Raw genomic sequence first — 20,811 nt, 5'->3', positions numbered from 1 at the left:
CGGCACCGAACTCCCGGTACCGCCCCTTCTTCGCTCAGAGCGCAATCAAGATCTTGCCGCCCTGGGCTTTTCTGAAATCACTCGGCGGCGACGGCCTCGTCGGCGACCTCGTCAGCCGGGGCGCCGAACATCTCGGCGGTGTCGACGACGTTGCCCTCGGAGTCGGTCACCTTGACCTGACCGACCACACCCGCCAGCGCCTTGCCGCGGCGCACGTCGGCGAAGATCGCGCCGAGCTGGCCCGCCTGCTGCACCTGCTGGATGAACTGCTCCGGGGACAGGCCGTAGCGCTGCGACTGGAACAGGATGCGCTCGGTGAGCTCCTCCTGGCCGACCTGGGTGCCCTCGGCCTCGGCGATGGCGTCCAGCAGCAGCTGGGTCTTCACCGACTTCTCGGCGGACTCCTTGGTGTCGGACTTGAACTCCTCCAGGCTGGAGCCCTGCGCCTCGAGCGCCTCGGCCAGCTTGGCCTCGTCGTGGTCGAAGCCGTGCACGGCGTCGTGCTCGACGGCCTCGATCTCGGCCTTGACCACGGCCTCGGGCAGCGGCACGTCGACCTGCTCCAGCAGCGCCTCGAGCACCTTGTCGCGGATCTCGCCGGCCTGGGTGACCTGCTTGGAGCGCTCGACGCGGCTCTTGAGGTCTTCCTTCAGCTCGTCGAGGGTGTCGAATTCCGAAGCCAACTGGGCGAATTCGTCGTCGGCCTCGGGCAGCTCGCGCTCCTTGACCGACTGCACGGCCACGGTGATGACCGCTTCCTTGCCCGTGTGCTCGCCCGCCACCAGAGTGGAGGTGAACTCGCCCGACTCACCGGCGGACAGGCCGACCACGGCCTCGTCCAGGCCCTCGATGAGCTGGCCGGAACCGACCTCGTGGGACAGGCCGGAGGTGGACGCGTCGGCCACTTCCTCGCCGTCGACGGTGGCGGAGAGATCGATGGAGATGAAGTCGCCCTCCTTGACCGGGCGCTCCACGCCGGTCAGGGTGCCGAAGCGCTGCCGCAGCGACTGGAGCTGCTCGTCGATATCGGCGTCTTCGATGGTGAAGGCGTCGACGGTGACCTCGATGGCGTCGTAGGCCGGCAGGGTGATCTCCGGGCGCACGTCGACCTCGGCGGTGAAGGCCAGTTCCTGGCCGTCCTCGATCTTGGTGATGTCGATCTCCGGCTGGCCGATGACCTTCAGGTCGGAGGCCTGCACGGCTTCGCTGTAGCGGGCGGGCAGCACGTCGTTGACGACCTGCTCCAGCACCGCACCGCGGCCCAGACGGGCCTCGAGCAGCTTGGCGGGGGCCTTGCCGGGACGGAAGCCGGGGATGCGGACCTGCTGGGCCAGCGCCTTGTACGCCTTGTCGAAGTCGGGCTTCAGCTCCTCGAAGGGCACCTCGACATTGATCCGGACCCGGGTCGGGCTCAGCTGCTCGACGGTGCTCTTCACGGACATGCTCCTTGTTCGTTGTTCGGTTCGGTGTTCGTTCTGGTCACGCGAAATCTGCATGTGCGCACGCCGAAGCCCGCCCCGATGGTGGAGGGGACCCGCTCGTCTGGACGACGACGCGGTGTACGCATCCCGACCAGGTTAGTTGAAGCGCCGCGAGTGGCTGTGTCCACCCCCGGAGTCGTCCTAGGCTCACAGCATGGCGAATTACCGTGACGGAACTCGCGTGCACACGGGCCGGGTGAGCCGATGGCACGAAGCAGAAGGCTGGGGCCTGCTCGAAGCACCCGACATCGAAGGTGCGGTGTGGGCGCACTTCTCGCTCATCGATCCGGCCTCCGCCGGTACCCGTCCAGGCGGATTCCGCACCCTGCGACGCGGTGAGAGCGTGAGCTTCGCCGCCGAGCGGGCGGAACAGGACGGCTACCACTGGCGCGCCACCTGGATCGAGGGCCACGGGGCTACCAGTAGATAGCCCCGTGCGGTCCGATCGCTATCAGCCGATCTTGACGGCGTCGGTGACGAAGACCAGGGTCTCGTTCGGCTTGACGCCGTTGCCGCCAGAGCCGTAGCCCAGGGACGGGGGGACGATCAGGAGGCGGCGGGCGCCCTGTTGGACGCCGACCAGGCCCTCGTCCCAGCCCTGGATGACCATGCCGGCGCCGAGGGTGAGTGGGAAGGGCTTGCCACGATCGAAGGAGCTGTCCAGCTTCTTCTTGTCCGACCAGGTGACCAGCGAGTAGTTCATGGTGAGCGACTGGCCGGCGGTCGCGCCGGGGCCGCTGCCGGCGACCAGATCCTTGGTGATCAGTTCGGTCGGGGGCTTGCAGTCGTCCGGGATGGTGATCTTCGGGTTCTCGCCGAAACCGCCGGTGACCTTGATGTCGTCGGCCGTGCAGACGCGGTTCGGGTCGGCGGCGGGCTGGTCGTCGCCGCCACAGCCGACCAGCGTGAGCGCGGCCGCGGCGATGGTGCCGATTCCGATGATCCTGCCGAGTGTTCGCATGCGGCCGAACACTATTGCACCCGACCCGCGCACACCCATCCGGCCTCGATCCGGGCATATCTCACGCAGAATGGGTACCGCACGCAAGACGGTTGGCAGCACCGAGCGTGAGGAGTCGGCATGACCCGGACGACCAGCGCCGAAGACGACACTTCGGCCGACAACGAGGGCGGCGGTGGCGGCGACACCACAGCCCCGCGCCCGTATCGGCTGGGCGACGCGCCGGGCCCGCTGCCGCCGGGCGAACTGGCCGCCCTGGATGCCTGGTGGCGCGCGGCGAACTATCTGGCGGTCGGCCAGATCTATCTGATGAGCAATCCGCTGCTGCGCGAACCGCTGGTGGCCGAGCACATCAAACCGCGGCTGCTGGGCCACTTCGGCACGGTGCCCGGCCTGAATCTGGTGTGGGCGCATGCCAACCGCGCGATCCGCGGGCGCGGACTGAACGCGGTGTTCGTCGCGGGCCCCGGGCACGGCGGCCCGGGCCCGAACGCGTGCGCCTGGCTGGAGGGCACCTACTCCGAGCTCTACAGCCACATTCCGCGGGACAGCACCGGGATGGGCGCGCTGTTCGCGCAGTTCTCCTTCCCCGGCGGCGTACCGAGTCACTGCGCCCCGGAGACCCCGGGCTCGTTCCACGAGGGCGGTGAACTCGGCTATTCGCTGCTGCACGCTTTCGGCGCGGCCCTGGACAATCCGGACCTGACGGTGTTCTGCGTGGTCGGTGACGGTGAGGCCGAGACCGGCCCGCTGGCCACCAGCTGGCACGCCAACAAGTTCCTGAATCCGGCGCGCGACGGGGCCGTGCTGCCGGTGCTCGCGCTGAACCAGTACAAGATCGCCAATCCGACTGTGCTGGCCCGGATTCCGGAGTCGGAGCTGATCTCGCTGCTGCGCGGCTACGGCTACGAACCGGTGATCGTGGCGGGCAGCGATCCGGCCGCCGTGCACCAGGATATGGCGGCCGCGATGGACACCTGCCTGGAGCGCATCGAGCGGATCCAGCGCGCCGCGCGCGGCGGTGGCGACGGCGCCCGGCCCGCCTGGCCGATGATCGTGCTGCGCACACCCAAGGGCTGGACCTGCCCGCCCAGGGTGGACGGTGAACAGGTCGAAGGCACCTACCGCGCCCACCAGGTGCCGCTGCCCGCCGCGCGCACCGACGACCGGCATCGCGCGGTCCTCGAACAGTGGCTGCGGTCCTATCGCCCCGAGGAGCTCTTCGACACGGCGGGCAGCCCCGTGTCGGAACTGATCGACCTGATGCCCGCCGGTGACGCACGCATGAGCGCCAACCCGGTCGCCAACGGCGGCACGCTGATTCGCGATCTGCGCCTGCCGGACTGGCGCGACTACGGCGTCGAGGTCCACGCGCCCGGCGCCGGACACCACGAGGCGACCCGGGTGCTGGGCGCGTGGCTGCGCGATGTCACCGCCGCGAACCCGGACAACTTCCTGACCTTCGCGCCCGACGAACTGGCCAGCAACCGCTTGCAGGACATCCTGGAGGTCACCGGCCGCGACTGGCAGGCCGAAATCGGCGAGTACGACACGAAATTGGACCGCACCGGCCGCGTGATCGAAGTGTTGTCCGAGCACATGTGCCAGGGCCTGCTGGAGGGATATCTGCTCACCGGCCGGCACGGCGTGTTCACCTGCTACGAGGCGTTCATCCACATCGTCGACGCCATGTTCAACCAGCATGCCAAGTGGCTGGACGCCAGCGCCGCGGTGCCCTGGCGGCGGCCCATCGCCAGCCTGAACTATCTGCTGTCCTCGCATGTCTGGCGGCAGGACCACAACGGATTCACCCATCAGGATCCCGGCTTCCTGGACGTGGTGTTGAACAAGAAGCCCGAGATCGTGCGGGTGTATCTGCCGCCGGACGCGAACACCCTGCTCTCGGTGTACGACCACTGCCTGCGCTCCAAGCACTACGTGAACGTGGTGGTGGCCGGGAAACAGCCGCAGGCCGACTGGCTTTCGGTCACCGACGCGGCGGTGCACTGCGCCCGGGGCGCCGGGATCTGGGAGTGGGCGGGGCACAACGACACCCTGGGTACCGCACCCGACGTGGTACTGGCCTGCGCCGGTGACGTACCGACCCTGGAGACGCTGGCCGCCGCCGCGATACTCCGGGATCGGTTGCCGGGCTTGCGGATTCGCGTGGTCAATGTGGTCGATCTGATGCGCCTGCTGCCCGAGCGAGAACATCCGCACGGGCTGCCGGATTCGGAGTTCGACACGCTCTTCACCCGCGACCGCCCGGTGATCTTCGCTTTCCACGGGTATCCGTGGCTGGTGCACCGGCTCACCTACCAGCGCACCAACCACTCGGAGATCCACGTCCGCGGCTACAAGGAGAAAGGCACCACCACAACGCCTTTCGACATGGTCATGCTCAACGATATGGACCGCTACCACCTGGTCATGGATGTCGTGGACCGGGTGCCGGGGTTGGGTGAGCAGGCCGCGGGATTGCGCCAGGAGATGGTGGACGCGCGCTGGAACGCGCGCGCCTGGACCCGCGCGCACGGCGAGGACATTCCGGTGGTCGCGCAGTGGCGCTGGCCCGACCCGAGCCGCTGAAACTCCCTTGCGGCGTTCGCACAGGTGAGCGACGATCGCAGCATGCTTGTGACGATCACCTGTACACCGCCGGAGGGCGCGGCCTGGCCCGCGTCCGATCTGGGGTTCTTGCTGCACAAGAACCCCACACGGGTGCAGGCGTTCGACCAGTCCTACGGCACCGCGCACGTGTTCTATCCGGAGGCCGACGAGCGGCGCTGCACCGTGGCGCTACTGCTCGAGGTGGACCCGATCCGGCTGGTACGCGGACGTTCCCGCGGCACACCGGATTTCAGCCTCGCGCAGTACGTCAACGATCGGCCCTACGCGGGGGCCTCGCTGCTGTCGGTGGCCCTGGGCTCGGTGTTCCGCACCGCGTTGCGCGGGCGCTGCGAACTGCGCCCGGAGCTGGCGGACACGGAGCTGCCGTTGCGGATCGAGCTGCCCGCGGTGCCGTGCAAGGGCGGGCCGGAGGCGGCGCCGAAGGTGTTCGCGCCGCTCGGCTGGACGGTCACCGCCACTGCCCTGCCGTTGGATCCGGCGTTTCCGGAATGGGGGGAATCCCATTACCTGCGCCTCGAACTGACCGGCACCATGCGACTGGCCGACGCCCTGTCGCACCTGTATGTACTGCTGCCGGTCCTGGACGGCGCCAAGCACTACTGGCTGGCCGCCGACGAGGTCGACAAGCTGATCCGCACCGCCGCCGGCTGGCTCGCCGAGCATCCGGAACGGGCCTGGATCACCCGCCGCTACCTGGCCCGGCGGCACACCCTGGTGCGCAGCGCACTGGCCCGGCTCGCCGAGGTGGACGAGGTCGAGCCGGAACTGCTGGACGCGGTCGAGGTCGACACGGACGACACGGCCGGGCCGGAATGCGCCGTAGCGGAGAACAGTTCGGTAGCCGCAAAGGACGTGCTGCCGGACCGAGCAAAGCTGACGGGACCAGCCGCGCCGCACGAGACCGAGTCGGCGCACGTCGCGACCGAGTCCGCACTGGTCACGACCGACCCGGCACATGCCGCCCAGCCTGAACCGGGCGCGAACGCTTCGGCGCACCGCGCGGCCGACTCCGCAGCAGGTACAACCGAATCAGCGCACGACGCAGCCGCGCCCGAAGCTCGGACTTCGTCGCTGGCGGTGACGCGGCGCGCAACGGTCCGGGCTGCGCTTCACGAAGTCGGCGCGCACCGCGTGCTCGATCTCGGCTGCGGGGAGGGTGCGCTGCTGCGAGAGCTGCTGTCGGACAGGACGTTCACCGAGATCGTCGGTGTCGACGTCTCGATGCGCGCGCTGAATATCGCCAAGCGGCGGCTGCGGCTGGATCGGATGCCTGCCCGGGTGGCCGGTCGGCTGACACTGCTGCAAGGCGCGCTCACCTATACCGACAGCCGCCTGCGCGGTTACGACGCGGCCGTGCTCATGGAAGTGATCGAGCATGTCGACCCGCCGCGCCTGAACGCGCTCGAACATGCCGTATTCGGCGCGGCCGCACCGGCTTCCGTGCTGGTCACCACGCCGAACTCCGAGTACAACATCCGCTACGAGACCCTGGCGACGGGCGTCTTCCGCCATGACGATCACCGATTCGAGTGGACCCGAGCCGAATTCACCACATGGGCCGAAGGAGTCGCCGAACGCTACGGCTACACCGTGCGTTTCATCCCGATCGGCGCGGACGACCCCGAGGTCGGCCCGCCGACTCAGATGTCCGTCTTCACCAAGCTCACGCGCCACGACGAGAAAGGAGCCGCGTGATGACCGAGTTGAGCATCCCGGAGCTTTCGCTCGTCGTCCTGATCGGCAGCACCGGTTCGGGTAAATCCAGCTTCGCGCGCAAACACTTCCGCGAGACCGCGATCGTCTCCTCGGATGCCTGTCGCGGCATCGTCAGCGACGACGAGAACGACCAGTCCGCCACCCCGGAGGCGTTCGCGCTGCTGCACCATATCGCGGGTGTGCGCCTGCGCCGCGGCTTGCGCACCGTGGTCGACGCCACCAATGTGCAGCCCAAGGCCCGTCAGGAACTGGTCGCGGTCGCCCGCGCGCACGATGTGCTGCCGGTGGCGATCGTGCTCGACGTCCCGGATGCGGTCTGCCTGGAACGCAATGCGGCCCGGCCAGATCGGGCGCACCTCGGCGCGCACGTGGTCCACCGCCAGCAGCGTGACCTGCGCCGTGGACTGCGCGGCCTGGAACGCGAGGGTTTCCGCAAGATCTATGTGCTGCGCGGTGTCGCGGAGATCGATGCGGCGACCATCGCCGACGAGAAGGCCTGGAACGACAAGCGTGAACTCACCGGCCCGTTCGATGTCATCGGCGATGTGCACGGCTGCCGGGCCGAGCTGGAAACCCTGCTGGGTGCGCTCGGCTACGAGCTGGATCGCGACGACGCGGGCCGCCCGATCGGCGCACGGCACCCGGCGGGGCGCACCGCGGTGTTCGTCGGTGACCTGGTCGACCGCGGCCCGGACACCCCGGGCGTGCTGCGCCTGGTGATGGGCATGGTCGCCGCGGGCACCGGCCTGTGCGTCACCGGCAATCACGAGCACAAACTGGTGCGGGCGCTCAGCGGCAAGAAGGTCAACCCGGCGCACGGCCTGGCCGAATCGCTGGCCCAGCTGGAGGCCGAGGACGAGGACTTCCGCAAATCGGTCCTCGATTTCTGCCGCGGCCTGATCAGCCACTACGTGCTCGACGGCGGCAACCTGGTCGTCGCGCACGCGGGCTTGAAGGAGGAGTTCCACGGGCGGGCCTCCGGCCGGGTCCGATCCTTCTGCATGTACGGCGAATCCACCGGCGAGACCGATGAATTCGGGCTGCCGGTGCGCTACCCGTGGGCTGAGGACTACCGCGGCCGCGCCACCGTGCTGTACGGGCACACCCCGATGACCGAGCTGCGCTGGGTCAACAACACGCTGTGCCTGGACACCGGCGCGGTCTTCGGCGGGCGGCTGTCCGCGCTGCGCTACCCGGAGCGGGAGCCGGTTTCCGTTCCGGCGGAACAGGTCTGGTACGAGCCGGTGCGTCCGCTGGCCGCCACCACGATGGTCACGCCGGCCGGGGTGGTGCATCGCGATCCGGGCGTGCTCGACCTGGACGACGTCCTGGGCCGCCGGGTGGTCGAAACCCGCCACCACGGCCGGGTCGGCGTGCAGGAGGAGAACGCCGGGGCCGCACTGGAGGTCATGAGCCGCTTCGCGCTGGACCCGCGCTGGCTGGTCTACCTGCCGCCCACCATGTCGCCGTGCGCGACCTCGACCCTGGACGGCTACCTCGAGCATCCGGCGGAGGCGTTCGCCTACTACCGCTCCGAGGGCGTCGAGCGGGTGGTGTGCGAGGAGAAGCACATGGGTTCGCGCGCCATCGTCGTGGTGGCCCGATCGGCCACCGCCGCCCGGGACCGTTTCGGGGTCGGCGACGACAGCTCCGGCGTGATCTACACCCGTACGGGGCGTCCGTTCTTCGACGATGTCGCGCAGACCGAAGCGCTGCTCGACCGGGTGCGTACGGCCGCCGCGACCGCGGGGCTCTTCGACGAGCTGAACACCGACTGGCTGGTGCTCGACGCCGAACTGCTGCCATGGTCGGCCAAGGCGGCCGGTCTGCTGCGCAGCCAGTACGCGGCGGTCGGCGCGGCCGCCCGCGCCGCGCTCGGTTCGGCGTCGGAACTGCTTGCCGCCGTGGCGGATCGGGGCCTGGAGGTGGCCGACCTGGCAGCGCGCACGGAGGCCCGGCGCGCCGACGCGGACGCGTTCACCGCCGCTTACGGCCGGTACTGCTGGCCGGTCGACGGGCTCGACGGCATCCGCCTGGCCCCGTTCCAGATTCTGGCCGGCGAGGGCGTCAACTACGCGACCCGCGAGCACGAGTGGCATCTGGAACGGATCGATCGGCTGGCGGCGGCGGACACCGGCCTGTTCACCGCGACCGGTCGGATGGTGCTCGACCTGACGCAGCCGGAGCAGGAGGCCGCCGCGATCGCCTGGTGGACCGAGCTGACCGCGGCCGGCGGCGAGGGCATGGTCGTCAAACCGGCCGATTCGCTGGTGCGCGGGCCGGTCACCCGGGCCGAGCCGGGCGAATCGAGCGGCGCCGGCAGGCTGGTCCAGCCGGGCGTGAAATGCCGTGGCCCGGAATATCTTCGGATCATCTACGGTCCGGAGTACCAGCGCCCGGCCAACCTCGGCCGCCTGCGTGCCCGCGGCCTGGGGCGCAAACGTTCGATGGCGCTGCGCGAGTACGCCCTCGGCCTGGAGTCGCTGGACCGCTTCGTGGCGGGCGAACCGCTGTGGCGCGTCCACGAGGCCGTCTTCGCGGTCCTGGCCCTGGAATCCGAGCCGGTCGATCCGCGTCTCTAGCCGAACCCGCCGCCCAGCGGCGGGTTCGGCTCAGGCAACCGCTGTCGCGCGGAAAGCCGAAGGGCTCTGGCCCCGATAGCGTTTGAACGCGGCGCTGAAGCCGAACGGGTCCGCGTACCCGACCGACCTGGCGACCTGCGCGACTGTGAGGTCGGTGCCGGCCAGGAGTTCCTCGGCTTCGTCCATGCGATGGTCGGTGAGGTAGGCCAGCGGCGGGCGGCCCATGACCTCGGCGAACCGCTTGGCGAACAACGCCCGCGAGACGCCCGCCTCGCTGGCCAGAGTCGCCACGGACCAGGGGCGAGAAGGGTTGCCGTGCATGGCTTTCAAGGCCGGAGCGACCAGCGGGTCGGCCATGCCGCGATACCACGTGGGCGCGTCACCGCCCGCCCGGTCGAACCAGGTGCGCAGGGTGCAGACCAGCGCCCAGTCCAGCAGGCGGTCCATCAGCGCCTGCGAACCGGCCAGGTGCGCGCCGCAGTCCGCGGCGGCCTTTTCCAGCCAATCGCAGGTGTCTATGTCCTCCTGGATGACCAGCACGGGCGGCAGCGCCCGCAGCAGGCGCTCGTGGCGGCGCCCGGAGGCACGGTAGGCGCCGACGATCAGCGCGGTCTCGGAAGCCTCGGCGCCCCAGCTGATTCCGCTGAGCTCGGTCGAATCGCACGCGGGTTCGTCGGTGAAGCAATGGATTTCGTACTCGACGTGCGAGCCGGTCAGCGAATCGGGGCTGTCGGCCAGGAAGAACGGCTCGGTGGCGCGGACGATCGCGGTGTCGCCCCGGCCGACCCGCCTGCGGGTACCGTCGCCCAGCAGCAGCGTCCCGCCGCCGCGCAGTACGGAGATCATGGTCAGCGGCGCGCGGTCGGCGAAGCGGATGGTCCACGGGGCTTCGAGGCGCGCGTTGGTGACCACCGAACCTTCCGCGCGAATGTCGTTCAGGAGGGAGCTCACCGGATCCATGCCAACATCGTAGACGAACTCCTATCCATCGAAGGGTTTCTCCTATGGATCGTCCACACCTCCGGCGGTCTACTGGTCATACCGCAGTCGAGCGGAATTCAGCAGAGCAGGAGAACCATCGTGTCGAACCGCACCGCCCTGGTAGTCGTCGCCCACCACCGCACCGATTCGCTCACCGCGCATACCGCCCGGCGCACCACCGAGCGGCTGGCATCGGCCGGCTACCGGGTCGACTATCTCGATCTGCACGCCGAGGGCTTCGATCCGCGCATGAACACCGCCGACCAGCCGGACTGGGGCGATCGCGAGAAGCCGTATTCCGCTGAAGCACAAGCACATATGCGGCGCATCCTGGACGCCGACATCGTGGTCGCGGTCTTCCCGGTGTACTGGCAGACCGTGCCCGCCCTGCTCAAGGGCTGGATCGACCGCGTCTGGAACTACGGATTCGCCTACGGCCGCAGCAAGCCGCGCCTGGCGGGCAAACGCATGCTCTGGCTGGGCCTCGCGGGCATCACCGGTGACGACCCCGCCCTGCCGGACATGCGCGCCGCGCTGGAGAACAATCTCAGCGCGGGCATCGCCTACTACTGCGGGTTCGACTACTCCACGGTGGGTCTGCTCGCCGATGCCGAGGAACGGCCGCAACGCCTGGACGCCGAAGGCAACCTGCTGGTCGGAGCGGCCGTCGCGGGCGCCGAACGGATCGCGCAGTACAGCGACTTCGACCGGCGTGCGGCGGAATTCCTGGACGAGTTCCTGGCCGCCGCGCCGGTACCGGCCTGAACCTCAGGCGATCGCCGCGAGGCGCCGGAGTTGCGCGGCGAGCGACTGATCGGTCACCGGCGCCAAGGTGAGGTCGCTGCTGGTGGTGAGCAGGTAGCGACCATCACCGGTGAAATCGAGCCAGGTCCGGTGCCGGGTCGGCGGGGACATCGGCTCCTCGGGCGCGACGGTGACGGTGATGAAACCGCGCGCGTCGATCGGGCGGTGCAGGGTGCGCCGCAAAGTGGCGGCGCGACGGGCGGTTTCGGAGGGTTGCCAGCGGTTGGGGTCGTCGTAGAGCACGGCCTCGCGCGGCTCCCGCATGACCGCCAGCCGACCCTGCGGCGCGGTCCCGATCGCGTTCACCAACAGGCCGGGCACATTGCGGGCATGGCAGGCGATGACGGTGACATCGCAGGGGCCCGCGATCAGCACCGTCCCCCACACCAGGTGGACGGCGCCGAACGCCAGAATCGCCTCCTCGGACCGGCCGTCGGGGGTGTAGCGGTCACCGGAGACGGTGATGGAGGTGGCGTCGGAGCGGGCGCACAGGGTGAGCGCGCCGGTCAGGTCGGGGTCGGCGTTCCGCGGTAGTCGCTCCGCGAGATCGAGTTTGTCCCAGTCGTTTTCGCTGCGTACCGTGCCACGGTGCGCCATATTGATCGGATAGGGCCGCCGGTCCAGGCCGGTCTCCACCGACCACACGTAGCTGAATTCGTCCGGGGTGAACTCCCATCTCACGGCGTGCTCGCCTGCCCGTCGTCGAAGGCGGGCACCGCATCACCGGAGGCGACCAGCGTGGTGTTGTAGAGGAAGGTCAGCGCGTCCTGCGCGTCGGCGAGCGCGTCGGCGGCGGCGATATCGTGCGCCATCTTCCGAGGTCCGCCCTCCACCACCTCCACCACCGGATCCTGGTGTGGCACATAGGGTTCCGGAGGCGCCGGAATCGCGTCGCGGACCTTCTGCGCGGCCTCGGAATTCGCCTCCATCAGCCGGTGCACCTCCGCGCACACCCGCTGGGCCGCGGCGCCGGCCCGGATGAGCTCCTCGGTCGATTCCCGGGCCGATGCGGCGGCTCGACCGTTCCAGTCGCCGAATTCCCGGGATACGGTGGCCGCGAAGGTGTCGAACGCCTCGCCCAGGGCCCGCGCGGTGGTCCCCCAGCCGTCGGCGGTGCGCCCGAGCGCCGCCGGATCCAGCGCCTCGTGCACCTGATCCCAGATCTCCCGGTGGGTGTAGGCGTCGAAGGATTCCCGATCGGGAACGTACGCCGGATCGGTCCGCGCGGCCTGCGCGCCGTTGTCGGTCATCGCATCCCCTCCATCTGCTCGGCTGCCGCCCGCAGCGCGATCGCCTGGGCCGCATCGGCTTCGGTGACCAGGCCCGCGGCGGCGAAGTACCCGGCGCGCAATCGCACCACCGCGGCCTCGAACTCGGTCAGCGCCGCCAGGTAGCGCTGCCCTTTCTCGCCGAAACCCCGCGCCAGCGCCTGCCCGGACTGCAGCGCCGGGAACCCTCGCACCGCAGTCAGATCGGCCGCCGCCACCCGTGCGCCACGCAGGTCCGTCAGGAGCGCGTCGCAGGCCGCGCCGAGCCGCCGCGCCGCCTGGTCGGACAGGTGAAATCCACCCGCGCCGGCCGCGTCGAACAGTTCGTGCCCCACATCCGATCGCACCAGGTTCGCCCCCTCGCGCTAGGCCACTCCCACTGTCACCGAGTTTCGGCAGCCTATCAGCGGAGTCGGACACCCAGCGCGCGAACGCCTGCGGCAGTAGCGATTTCCAATCACACGACGTCCGCGTTGTGTTCGCTCATCGAGCGGCTCACAACGGGATCGAGGTATCGCCGAGACGATCGGCGTCGACGGGCTCCCCCGCCGTGATGAGTTCCTTGATCCGATCGGTCACATCCCAGACGTTGACGTTCATTCCGGCCAGGATCCGATCGTCGGCATCGAGCCAGAAGGCGACGAACTCGCGCTCGTCCACCACACCGCGCACCACCACGCGCTCGTAGTCCCCCGCCCCGGCATAACCGGTGTACTCCATGCCGACGTCGTACTGATCGGTGAAGAAGTACGGCAGCCGATCGTACTCGGCGGACTTGCCGAGCATCGTCCGCGCCGCGACGGCCGGCTGATTGAGCGCGTTCGCCCAGTGCTCGACCCGGATCCGGCGGTGCAGGCGCGGATGGTCCTGCGCGGCGATATCGCCCACCGCGACGATATCGGGGTCCGAGGTGGTCAGACCGGCGTCCACGAGGACGCCGTTCTCGACCGCCAGCCCGGCCGCGCGGGCCAGCTCCACGTTCGGCGTCGCGCCCACCGCGACGAGCACCGCGTCGGCGGCGACCGCGCTGCCGTCGGCCAGCCGCAGCCCGGTCGCGTCGATCGCCTCGACTCCGGTCTCCAGTCGCAGATCCACACCGTGGTCCCGGTGCAGCTGGGCGAAGAAGGCACCCATCTCGGGCCCGAGCGCGCCGAGCAGCGGCAGCGGCGCCGCTTCCACGATCGTGACCTCCACCCCGGCCGAGCGGGCCGCGGCCGCGACCTCCAGGCCGATCCAGCCCGCCCCGACAATGGCGAGCCGCCCGATCTGCTCGGTCAGCAGCCGCAGGATCGCGTCGGAATTCTCGATGGTGCGCAGCTGGTACACGTTGGCCCCGTCGGCCCCGGGCAGATCCAGCCGGCGCGGCGCCGCGCCGGTCGCCAGGGCCAGCTTGTCGTAGCCGAGCGTCGAACCGTCCGGCAGCGACACGGTTTTCGCGGCCGGGTCCAGGCCGGTCACCTCGGTGCCGAGCCGCAGATCGACGCGATGATCGCGATACCACTGGCTCGGCTCCGCGACGAAGTCGTCGAACTTCTTCGTGCCGAGCAGATGCTCCTTGGACAGCGGCGGGCGCTCGTAGGGCAGGTGCTCCTCCGCACCGAGCACCGTGATCTGCCCCTCGAAGTCGTTGGCCCGCAAGGCTTCCGCGAGCTTGGCGGCGGCCAGCCCGCCACCCACGATGACGAAATGACGTTCGGCGGTCATAGCGGACTCCTTGCCGTATCGGGAACCGGACTCCGCACCCCACCCTACTGTCGGCGGACGCGCCGAAGGCGGCGTTCGGATAACGGGAACGAATCGGAGGATCCTGTGGTTGGTCTCCGATAGCGGCCCCCCGCGCGTCGCGACGGCCGCCGAACATCCGATCGAGAGGAACACCCCGTGACCGACACGGTCGAGAAGAATGTCGCCGATTTCTGGTTCGATCCGCTGTGCCCGTGGTGCTGGATCACCTCGCGCTGGATCCTGGAGGTCGAGCAGGTCCGCGATATCGAGGCCCGCTTCCACGTCATGAGCCTGTCGGTGCTCAACGAAGACCGCGAGGACCTGCCCGAGCAGTACCGGGAACTGATGTCCAGCGGCTGGGGCCCGGTCCGGGTCGCCATCGCCGCCGCGCAGGAGCACGGCGACAAGGTGCTGGCGCCGCTCTACACCGCGCTGGGCACCCGGATCCACGAGCGCCGCGCCGAATACGAGCGCCCCACCATGCAGGAAACCCTGGCCGCGGTGGTGGCCGACGCGCTCGCCGAGGTCGGCCTGCCCGCCGGCCTGGCCGCGGCCGCCGGGAGCACCGACTACGACGAGGCACTGCGCAAGAGCCACCACGCCGGTATGGACAAGGTCGGCAAGGATGTCGGCACGCCGACCATCCACGTCAACGGCGTCGCGTTCTTCGGCCCGGTGCTCTCCCGGATCCCGCGCGGCGAGGACGCGGGCAAGGTCTGGGACGGCGTGGTCGCGCTCGCCTCCTACCCGCACTTCTTCGAACTCAAGCGCACCCGCACCGAGGACCCGGTCTTCGACTGACGCCGGTTACGGGACAGGTTTCGGCGGCTGCGCCGGAACCTGACCGTACGGCGTCGTACCGAGCGGCGGCGGAGTCTCCGGACGCAGGAACAGTTTGCCGTGCCGGCTGCGGTCACGCAGCGCCCACATCCGCCAGGTCAGCACCGGATGACTGGACATGGCGTTGTAGACCCAGACGAAGAACCCGCGCTCGGTGCCGGCCCGGTTGGCCATCTCGTCGTAGCCGACCATGGTGTTGAGGTATTTGCCCGCCGCCAGCGTGCCCATCGCCGCGGGCGTACCCGAATAGCGGAAGCAGACACCGTGGTTGTCGGCGGTGTACTCCTGCGAGCGCAGCAACGCCGGGCCGAGCAGCGGCAGGAACGGCGCCAGATACATGCCGAGCATCCGCCAGTACGAGGCGTGCCCCGCCGCGATATGCCCGACCTCGTGGCCGATGATGAACGCGAGCGCATCGGGTTCGCGTGCGGCGCCGCCGATTTCGAACAGGTCGCTGTTCACGGCGACGAAGCGGCGGAACCCGTGGCCGGAGGCGAAGGCGTTGATCTGACCGTTGCCGAGGACCACGTAGGCGTCCGGCACCGTGGCCATGCCGAAGCGAGCGGCCGCCTCGGCCACCATCCGATAGCCCTCCGGGAACTGGGTGGGCGACATCTTCACGCCGTTCACCCGCAGCCGGGCGTAATTGGCGCCACGGCCGAACCACAGCAGCAGCGGGGCCAGCAGCAGGTAGAAGGTGTAGATACCGAAAGCCGTCGGGCCCCCGACGAAGAGAACGAGCACGATGTCCAGACCGGCGAGCAGGAACAGCAGCGCGGTGAACCCGACCACCACGCACAGCAGCGCGATCTCCCAGCTGTGCCGGGCGGGCATGCCGTAGGGCGACAGGCCACGCGGTAACTGCTGCGGCGGCGGGCCGTAACCGTACGGTGCCGGATGGACCCCGGTCGGGTAGGGCCCGTAGCTCGGATCAGGTGGACCGGGACGCGGTTCCGGCATCGGCTCAGGGTCCTGCGACTGCATGATTCGACCGTACCGGTTCCCCGGAGTCGACCGGCTGACCCTGTTTCGGGCATCCGCCACCCTCGGCGGCGGCGCATTTCGGCACCGATAGGATCCAGGCATGCGCGTATACCTCGGTGCCGACCATGCTGGTTTCGAACTGAAGAATCACGTCAAGGCCCATCTGGAGCAGGCGGGTCACGAGGTCGTCGACTGCGGCGCTCTCGAATACGACGCCCTCGACGACTACCCCGCCTTCTGCATCGAAGCCGCCAAGCGCACCGTCGCCGACCCGGGCAGCCTTGGCCTGGTCTTCGGTGGCAGCGGCAACGGCGAGCAGATCGCCGCCAACAAGGTGCCGGGCGCTCGCTGCGCGCTTGCTTGGAGCGTCGAAACCGCCCAGCTGGCCCGCCAGCACAACAACGCGCAGCTGATCGGCATCGGCGGCCGCATGCACTCCACCGAGGAAGCACTCGCCATCGTCGACGCCTTCATCGCCACCCCGTGGTCCGACGAGGAGCGCCATCAGCGTCGCATCGACATCCTGGCCGACTACGAGAAGTCCGGGGTCGCGCCCGCCGTCCCCGCCTACTGAGTTCACCGGCGAGTGGGACATGACCGGCTCCGGTCATGTCCCACTTCGCGTTTCCGGATCGAGAGGGACAGGTAGTGCCGGAAGGGCATACGCTGCATCGACTGGCCCGAGCGCATCAGCGGGCGTTCGGCGGTGATGCGGTGCGGGTGTGGAGCCCGCAGGGCAAGTTCGCCGCTGGCGCGGCCCGGGTCGACGGCCAGGTGCTGGTGCGGGCCGAGGCCTGGGGCAAGCATCTGCTGCACCGATACGAGTCCGGCCTGATCGTGCACGTGCACCTCGGGCTGTACGGCGCGTTCACCGAATCCGCCGTGCCGATGGGCGAACCGGTCGGGCAGGTGCGGATGCGGATGATCGGCGCCGCGCACGGCACCGACCTGCGCGGACCGACCGCCTGCGAGATCTTCACTCCCGCCGAGGTGGACGCGCTCACCGACCGGCTCGGCCCCGACCCGCTGCGGCGCGGCGCCGACCCGGATCGGGCCTGGCAGCGGATCCACCGCTCCCGCCGGGCGATCGGCGCGCTGCTCATGGACCAGTCGGTACTCGCCGGCGTCGGCAACGTCTATCGGGCCGAAGTTCTGTTCCGGCACGGCATCTCGCCTCATCGGCCCGGACAGTCGCTGTCACGCACCGAATGGGACGACCTGTGGACCGATCTGGTCGCGCTCATGAAAGTCGGTGTGCGGCGCGGCAAGATGCATGTGGTGCGGCCCGAGCACGACCACGGCGCCCCCTCCTACGCCACCGACCGCCCGCGCACCTACGTCTACCGGCGCGCCGGCGACCCGTGCCGCCTGTGCGGCGCCGGTGTCCTGCACACAGTGATGGAAGGGCGAAACCTGTTCTGGTGCCCGGCCTGTCAGCCGGGCTGAGCCTGGTGCAGTACCGCAGCGGCGGTCGACTCACCCGGACGCCCTGGCGGGAAGCCTCCCCGCCCGGCTTCCCCGTCAGCCGGCGACGGCGGCGTCGATCTCCGGTTCGTCGCTGTCGGAGAACGCGAACCGGCGGCCGCCCGCGGTCTTCGCCGAATACATCGCCCGATCGGCGCGGCGCAGCAGATCGGTGAAATCGCAGGCGGTGCCGGGCGGGTTGTAGGCGGTGCCGACGCTGGCCGAGACCGGTACCGGCCCCGCCGAGGTCCACACCGGGTCGCGCAGGGCCGCCACGATCTGATGCGCGATATCGGCCAAGGTGCCGTACTCACGGTCCACCGCCAGCACGAATTCGTCACCGCCGTACCGGCAGATCACCGTGTCCGGCGGGCACACCTCACGCAGCCGGTTGGCCAGCTCGACCAGCACCTCGTCGCCGACCGCGTGCCCGTAGCCGTCGTTGATCTGCTTGAAACGGTCCAGATCGATCAGCAGCAGGCCGACATGACCGGCCGGATCGGCGGCCATGCGGCGCACCCGGTCCTGGAGCAGGGTGCGGTTGGCCAGGTCGGTGAGCGCGTCGTGGGTGGCCTCGTGGCGCAGCCGATGCTGCAAGGCCGCGATTTCCTGCACGCGCAGTGAGACTTTGGCGGAGATGTTCTGCTCCTGCTGCGCCAGGGCACGTTCCTGGAGCGCCTGGGCATAGCTGTCGATGGCCTGGCTGGCGACGAACGGCCAGCGCGTGGCGACCAGTGAGCCCGGGCGGCCCGCCGGGAAACCCAACAGCCAGCGGCTGGCCTGGGCCAGCATCCTGGTCCGCTCGAAAGGCGGCTCCGCCAGCCGGGCGCCCAGAGCACGCGCGTCCAGCATCGGGAAGGGCTCGGATGCGGCCAGCCGCAGCAGCCGATTGACGATCTCCACGAGAACAGGTTCCAGGTCCTTCATCGTGGTGTGCGCGCCCGGTTCCGCGCATACGGCCTGAGCCCAGGCACGCGTCATCTGCTTGACCGGAGGTGACGATTCGGACATCGCGCTCACCCGCCACGGAGAGCGTCGGCAGCCGGGCGCAGGGCACCCAGGCAGCAGCCCGTCTCACCTCGAGTGCTACGCGGGTCGGTCCACCAAGCCTGGCGCACGCTCACCGCCCCCTTTCCAGATACCCCCGTCCGGCAAAAAGGATCCTAGCAAGCCACCCGGCGCTGAAAAACGTCGTTTTACAACGAGTTTCCATTGCCTCGCGAATGGCGATCGCGTATGTCATCGCAGGAGACGGCCGGGCGTTACACCCAATTTCAGTTCGCTGGAGAGTCGCGAGCAGACACGCCGAGAGTGTGCCGGAGACCACACCCGAGCACCCGTCACCCGCCTCCGCCGTGGCGATTGGCATTTCCCCCGTGACATTCGGTACAGTCGTTGCGCACACGACATCTGGCGATCCCATCGATGTCGTATGCCTCGCGGGTGTAGTTCAATGGTAGAACCTCAGCCTTCCAAGCTGATGGTGCGGGTTCGATTCCCGTCACCCGCTCTTCACCGGGGGATCATTCGTCCACGGCGCCCGTCGGGCCGTGGCTCACGGGGTGTAGCGCAGCTTGGTAGCGCATCCGCTTTGGGAGCGGAGGGTCGCAGGTTCAAATCCTGTCACCCCGACAAATTTCGTACGACCACCATCAACCCGGTGCCGGTCGGCCCCGGGCCACGATGTCGGCGCGCAGCCGCTCGATCGCATCAGCCACAGACCAACTCTGGTCCAAGCGGACTTCAGTGGTGAAGTCGAGCGGATCCCAGTCCCGATACCAAGCGGCCACTGCGGCAGCCTATTCCCTCCGCACGCCAGGCAGTCTGAAAGCACCCGTTGAAGGTTCTGCCCATACACCGGCGCACCCGGGTGGGCACGGCACGCGGGATCAGCTTGGGAGGCTGAGGTTGTCGGTGGGGTCGGGCAGACTGCTGGGATGGCAGAGGCGTTCAGTGCGGGGATTCTGTTGTTTCGGCGGGGGAAGGAGGGGGTGGAGGTGTTGGTCGGGCATATGGGTGGGCCGTTTTGGGCGCGGAAAGATCTTGGGGCGTGGTCTGTTCCGAAAGGTGGGTATGTGCCGGGGGAAGAGGAGGCGCGGGCGGCGGCGGGGCGGGAGTTCGTGGAGGAGTTGGGGGTGCCGGTACCGGAGGGTGAGTGGATCGCGCTCGGGGAGGTGGAGTACGGCAGCGGGAGCAAACGCAAAACCGTGCAGGTGTGGGCGATCGAGGCCGATCTCGATCCCGCGGTGATCGAGCCGGGAACCTTCGAGATGGAGTGGCCGCCGCGATCGGGGAAGACGGCGGCATTCCCCGAAATCGATCGGGTGGCGTGGTTCGGCTTGGACACCGCAGGCGAGAAGCTGACCAAAGGCCAGGCGCCGTTCGTGCAGCGCCTGGCCGAACTACTGGGCGGCTAGACCCAGCCGCGCCCGGTGATGCGCTCGTAGGCCTCGACATACTTGCCGCGGGTCGCGGCGACGATATCGGCGGGGATCTCGGGGCCGGGCGGCTCCTTGTCCCAGCCGGTGGACACCGACCAGTCGCGGACGAACTGCTTGTCGAACGACGGCTGCGCGTGGCCGGGCTCCCACTGATCGGCCGGCCAGAACCGGGACGAGTCGGAGGTCAGTACCTCGTCACCGAGGGTGAGAACATCACCGTCCCAGCCGAACTCGACCTTGGTGTCGGCGACGATGACACCGCGCGAAGCGGCATGCTCCGCGCCCCGCGTGTAGATGGACAGGGTCAGCTCGCGCAGCCGCTCGGCCACCTCACGCCCCTCCTGAGCCACCACGTCCTCGAACGTGATCGCCTCGTCGTGCCCCTCGGAGGCCTTGGTGCTCGGCGTGAAGATCGGCTCGGGCAGCTTGTCGCCGTCACGCAGCCCGGGCGGCAGCGCGATACCGGAGACGGTGCCGGTGGCCTGATACTCCTTCAGCCCGCCGCCGGTGAGATACCCGCGGGCGACGCACTCCACCATCACCATCTTCAACGGTTTCACCCGCACCGCCCGCCCGGCGAACTCGGCGGGCACGTCGGTGGTGGACAGCACGTGATTGGGCACGTCGGCGAAGAACTCGAACCACCAGTTCGACAGCTGGGTCAGCAGCGCGCCCTTGTCCGGAATCGGCGTGGGCAGTGCGACGTCGTAGACCGAGACCCGGTCCGAGGCCACGAGCAGCAGGGTCTCGCCGTCCTCGTACAGGTCGCGCACCTTACCGGCGTGCACATGCTTCACCGTCGAGCCTCCGAATCGTGGGGGGAATTGATCCGGGGTGAACGATACCGGTGCCGAAAACCCAGCTGATCACGACGGTCCGGACCATTAGTGTGGTGAGCGGAAACGTCCGCTGTGCCCAGTTCTTCGACACCGA

19 protein-coding genes and 2 tRNA genes are annotated in these 20,811 nt (G+C 69.2%); 11 read left to right on the top strand and 10 right to left on the bottom strand.

The genetic code is table 11. From position 1 onward, the window contains the following. Nucleotides 1–77 precede the first annotated feature (77 nt). On the bottom strand, nucleotides 78–1,436 hold the full coding sequence (gene tig / locus ACFVMC_RS15795; RefSeq protein WP_379210797.1) for a trigger factor: 1,359 nt from the start codon (nucleotides 1,434–1,436) through the stop codon (nucleotides 78–80). A gap of 199 nt (nucleotides 1,437–1,635) precedes the next feature. Here tig and ACFVMC_RS15790 point away from each other — a divergent pair, with 199 nt between their 5' ends. Further along, nucleotides 1,636–1,911, top strand: a complete 276-nt coding sequence (locus ACFVMC_RS15790) for a cold-shock protein (protein WP_379210795.1) — start codon at nucleotides 1,636–1,638, stop codon at nucleotides 1,909–1,911. Nucleotides 1,912–1,932: 21 nt separating this feature from the next. Here the strand turns inward: ACFVMC_RS15790 and ACFVMC_RS15785 are convergent, their stop codons facing one another. Next, nucleotides 1,933–2,442 (bottom strand): FKBP-type peptidyl-prolyl cis-trans isomerase, encoded by a 510-nt coding sequence (locus ACFVMC_RS15785; RefSeq protein WP_379210793.1) that lies wholly within the window; start codon nucleotides 2,440–2,442, stop codon nucleotides 1,933–1,935. Nucleotides 2,443–2,562: 120 nt separating this feature from the next. Here ACFVMC_RS15785 and ACFVMC_RS15780 point away from each other — a divergent pair, with 120 nt between their 5' ends. The 3 genes from ACFVMC_RS15780 to ACFVMC_RS15770 are packed head-to-tail and all read left to right on the top strand — an operon-like array spanning nucleotide 2,563 to nucleotide 9,371. Beyond that, nucleotides 2,563–5,031 (top strand): phosphoketolase, encoded by a 2,469-nt coding sequence (locus ACFVMC_RS15780; protein ID WP_379210791.1) that lies wholly within the window; start codon nucleotides 2,563–2,565, stop codon nucleotides 5,029–5,031. A gap of 42 nt (nucleotides 5,032–5,073) precedes the next feature. Continuing rightward, on the top strand, nucleotides 5,074–6,768 hold the full coding sequence (locus ACFVMC_RS15775) for a 3' terminal RNA ribose 2'-O-methyltransferase Hen1 (protein WP_379210789.1): 1,695 nt from the start codon (nucleotides 5,074–5,076) through the stop codon (nucleotides 6,766–6,768). Continuing rightward, a complete protein-coding gene (locus ACFVMC_RS15770) occupies nucleotides 6,768–9,371 on the top strand; it encodes a polynucleotide kinase-phosphatase (protein ID WP_379210787.1) in 2,604 nt (867 codons plus the stop codon). The genes ACFVMC_RS15775 and ACFVMC_RS15770 overlap by 1 nt, the downstream gene beginning before the upstream one ends. A gap of 30 nt (nucleotides 9,372–9,401) precedes the next feature. Here the strand turns inward: ACFVMC_RS15770 and ACFVMC_RS15765 are convergent, their stop codons facing one another. Next, a complete protein-coding gene (locus ACFVMC_RS15765) occupies nucleotides 9,402–10,331 on the bottom strand; it encodes an AraC family transcriptional regulator (protein WP_379210785.1) in 930 nt (309 codons plus the stop codon). A gap of 120 nt (nucleotides 10,332–10,451) precedes the next feature. Here ACFVMC_RS15765 and ACFVMC_RS15760 point away from each other — a divergent pair, with 120 nt between their 5' ends. Then, nucleotides 10,452–11,117 carry an NAD(P)H oxidoreductase gene (locus ACFVMC_RS15760; protein ID WP_379210783.1) on the top strand — a complete coding sequence of 222 codons (666 nt, stop codon included), beginning with the start codon at nucleotides 10,452–10,454 and terminating at the stop codon, nucleotides 11,115–11,117. 3 nt (nucleotides 11,118–11,120) lie between these two features. Here ACFVMC_RS15760 and ACFVMC_RS15755 read toward each other — a convergent pair whose 3' ends face one another. The 4 genes from ACFVMC_RS15755 to ACFVMC_RS15740 form a co-directional block, all read right to left on the bottom strand. Beyond that, complete coding sequence (locus ACFVMC_RS15755; protein WP_379210781.1) at nucleotides 11,121–11,837, bottom strand: ESX secretion-associated protein EspG; 717 nt, start codon at nucleotides 11,835–11,837, stop codon at nucleotides 11,121–11,123. Further along, nucleotides 11,834–12,406, bottom strand: a complete 573-nt coding sequence (locus tag ACFVMC_RS15750) for a hypothetical protein (RefSeq protein WP_379210779.1) — start codon at nucleotides 12,404–12,406, stop codon at nucleotides 11,834–11,836. The genes ACFVMC_RS15755 and ACFVMC_RS15750 overlap by 4 nt, the downstream gene beginning before the upstream one ends. Next, nucleotides 12,403–12,771, bottom strand: a complete 369-nt coding sequence (locus tag ACFVMC_RS15745; protein ID WP_379210778.1) for a hypothetical protein — start codon at nucleotides 12,769–12,771, stop codon at nucleotides 12,403–12,405. The genes ACFVMC_RS15750 and ACFVMC_RS15745 overlap by 4 nt, the downstream gene beginning before the upstream one ends. A 148-nt stretch (nucleotides 12,772–12,919) precedes the next feature. Further along, complete coding sequence (locus tag ACFVMC_RS15740; protein ID WP_379210777.1) at nucleotides 12,920–14,128, bottom strand: NAD(P)/FAD-dependent oxidoreductase; 1,209 nt, start codon at nucleotides 14,126–14,128, stop codon at nucleotides 12,920–12,922. 177 nt (nucleotides 14,129–14,305) lie between these two features. On the opposite strand from ACFVMC_RS15740, the gene ACFVMC_RS15735 reads away from it, so the two are divergent. Further along, nucleotides 14,306–14,950 (top strand): disulfide bond formation protein DsbA, encoded by a 645-nt coding sequence (locus ACFVMC_RS15735; RefSeq protein WP_379210776.1) that lies wholly within the window; start codon nucleotides 14,306–14,308, stop codon nucleotides 14,948–14,950. 6 nt (nucleotides 14,951–14,956) lie between these two features. Here ACFVMC_RS15735 and ACFVMC_RS15730 read toward each other — a convergent pair whose 3' ends face one another. Then, the gene (locus ACFVMC_RS15730; RefSeq protein WP_379211519.1) at nucleotides 14,957–15,823 is read right to left on the bottom strand and encodes a M48 family metallopeptidase; all 867 of its coding nucleotides are present in this window, start codon (nucleotides 15,821–15,823) and stop codon (nucleotides 14,957–14,959) included. Between the two features lie 250 nt (nucleotides 15,824–16,073). On the opposite strand from ACFVMC_RS15730, the gene ACFVMC_RS15725 reads away from it, so the two are divergent. Then, nucleotides 16,074–16,547: a ribose-5-phosphate isomerase gene (locus ACFVMC_RS15725; protein WP_379210775.1), complete on the top strand. Its 474-nt coding sequence runs from the start codon at nucleotides 16,074–16,076 to the stop codon at nucleotides 16,545–16,547. 74 nt (nucleotides 16,548–16,621) lie between these two features. Further along, complete coding sequence (locus tag ACFVMC_RS15720) at nucleotides 16,622–17,419, top strand: Fpg/Nei family DNA glycosylase (RefSeq protein ID WP_379210773.1); 798 nt, start codon at nucleotides 16,622–16,624, stop codon at nucleotides 17,417–17,419. 75 nt (nucleotides 17,420–17,494) lie between these two features. Here ACFVMC_RS15720 and ACFVMC_RS15715 read toward each other — a convergent pair whose 3' ends face one another. Continuing rightward, nucleotides 17,495–18,448: a diguanylate cyclase domain-containing protein gene (locus tag ACFVMC_RS15715; protein WP_379210771.1), complete on the bottom strand. Its 954-nt coding sequence runs from the start codon at nucleotides 18,446–18,448 to the stop codon at nucleotides 17,495–17,497. A gap of 428 nt (nucleotides 18,449–18,876) precedes the next feature. Between ACFVMC_RS15715 and ACFVMC_RS15710 the strand changes: the two genes are divergently transcribed. The 3 genes from ACFVMC_RS15710 (at nucleotide 18,877) to ACFVMC_RS15700 (ending at nucleotide 19,854) form a co-directional block, all read left to right on the top strand. Beyond that, nucleotides 18,877–18,947, top strand: a tRNA-Gly gene (locus ACFVMC_RS15710). Nucleotides 18,948–18,995: 48 nt separating this feature from the next. Next, nucleotides 18,996–19,069, top strand: a tRNA-Pro gene (locus ACFVMC_RS15705). Between the two features lie 305 nt (nucleotides 19,070–19,374). Beyond that, nucleotides 19,375–19,854, top strand: a complete 480-nt coding sequence (locus ACFVMC_RS15700; protein WP_379210769.1) for an NUDIX domain-containing protein — start codon at nucleotides 19,375–19,377, stop codon at nucleotides 19,852–19,854. On the opposite strand, the gene ACFVMC_RS15695 is transcribed toward ACFVMC_RS15700, so the two are convergent. Next, complete coding sequence (locus ACFVMC_RS15695) at nucleotides 19,851–20,675, bottom strand: phosphoribosylaminoimidazolesuccinocarboxamide synthase (RefSeq protein ID WP_379210767.1); 825 nt, start codon at nucleotides 20,673–20,675, stop codon at nucleotides 19,851–19,853. The genes ACFVMC_RS15700 and ACFVMC_RS15695 overlap by 4 nt on opposite strands. Nucleotides 20,676–20,811 lie beyond the last annotated feature (136 nt).

The organism is Nocardia sp. NPDC127579 (genome assembly GCF_042672005.1).
Taxonomy (GTDB): Bacteria; Actinomycetota; Actinomycetes; order Mycobacteriales; family Mycobacteriaceae; genus Nocardia.
The sequence above is the reverse complement of the archived record's forward strand: the minus strand, read 5'-3'. Positions and strand labels throughout refer to the sequence as shown.

Bases quoted from the DNA above. Each gene is read 5' to 3' on its own strand.
- ACFVMC_RS15790 (WP_379210795.1), top strand. From the start codon at position 1,636: ATGGCGAATTACCGTGACGGAACTCGCGTGCACACGGGCCGGGTGAGC.
- ACFVMC_RS15785 (WP_379210793.1), bottom strand. From the start codon at position 2,442: ATGCGAACACTCGGCAGGATCATCGGAATCGGCACCATCGCCGCGGCC.
- ACFVMC_RS15780 (WP_379210791.1), top strand. From the start codon at position 2,563: ATGACCCGGACGACCAGCGCCGAAGACGACACTTCGGCCGACAACGAG.
- ACFVMC_RS15775 (WP_379210789.1), top strand. From the start codon at position 5,074: ATGCTTGTGACGATCACCTGTACACCGCCGGAGGGCGCGGCCTGGCCC.
- ACFVMC_RS15770 (WP_379210787.1), top strand. From the start codon at position 6,768: ATGACCGAGTTGAGCATCCCGGAGCTTTCGCTCGTCGTCCTGATCGGC.
- ACFVMC_RS15765 (WP_379210785.1), bottom strand. From the start codon at position 10,331: ATGGATCCGGTGAGCTCCCTCCTGAACGACATTCGCGCGGAAGGTTCG.
- ACFVMC_RS15750 (WP_379210779.1), bottom strand. From the start codon at position 12,406: ATGACCGACAACGGCGCGCAGGCCGCGCGGACCGATCCGGCGTACGTT.
- ACFVMC_RS15740 (WP_379210777.1), bottom strand. From the start codon at position 14,128: ATGACCGCCGAACGTCATTTCGTCATCGTGGGTGGCGGGCTGGCCGCC.
- ACFVMC_RS15730 (WP_379211519.1), bottom strand. From the start codon at position 15,823: ATGCCCGCCCGGCACAGCTGGGAGATCGCGCTGCTGTGCGTGGTGGTC.
- ACFVMC_RS15725 (WP_379210775.1), top strand. From the start codon at position 16,074: ATGCGCGTATACCTCGGTGCCGACCATGCTGGTTTCGAACTGAAGAAT.
- ACFVMC_RS15715 (WP_379210771.1), bottom strand. From the start codon at position 18,448: ATGTCCGAATCGTCACCTCCGGTCAAGCAGATGACGCGTGCCTGGGCT.
- ACFVMC_RS15700 (WP_379210769.1), top strand. From the start codon at position 19,375: ATGGCAGAGGCGTTCAGTGCGGGGATTCTGTTGTTTCGGCGGGGGAAG.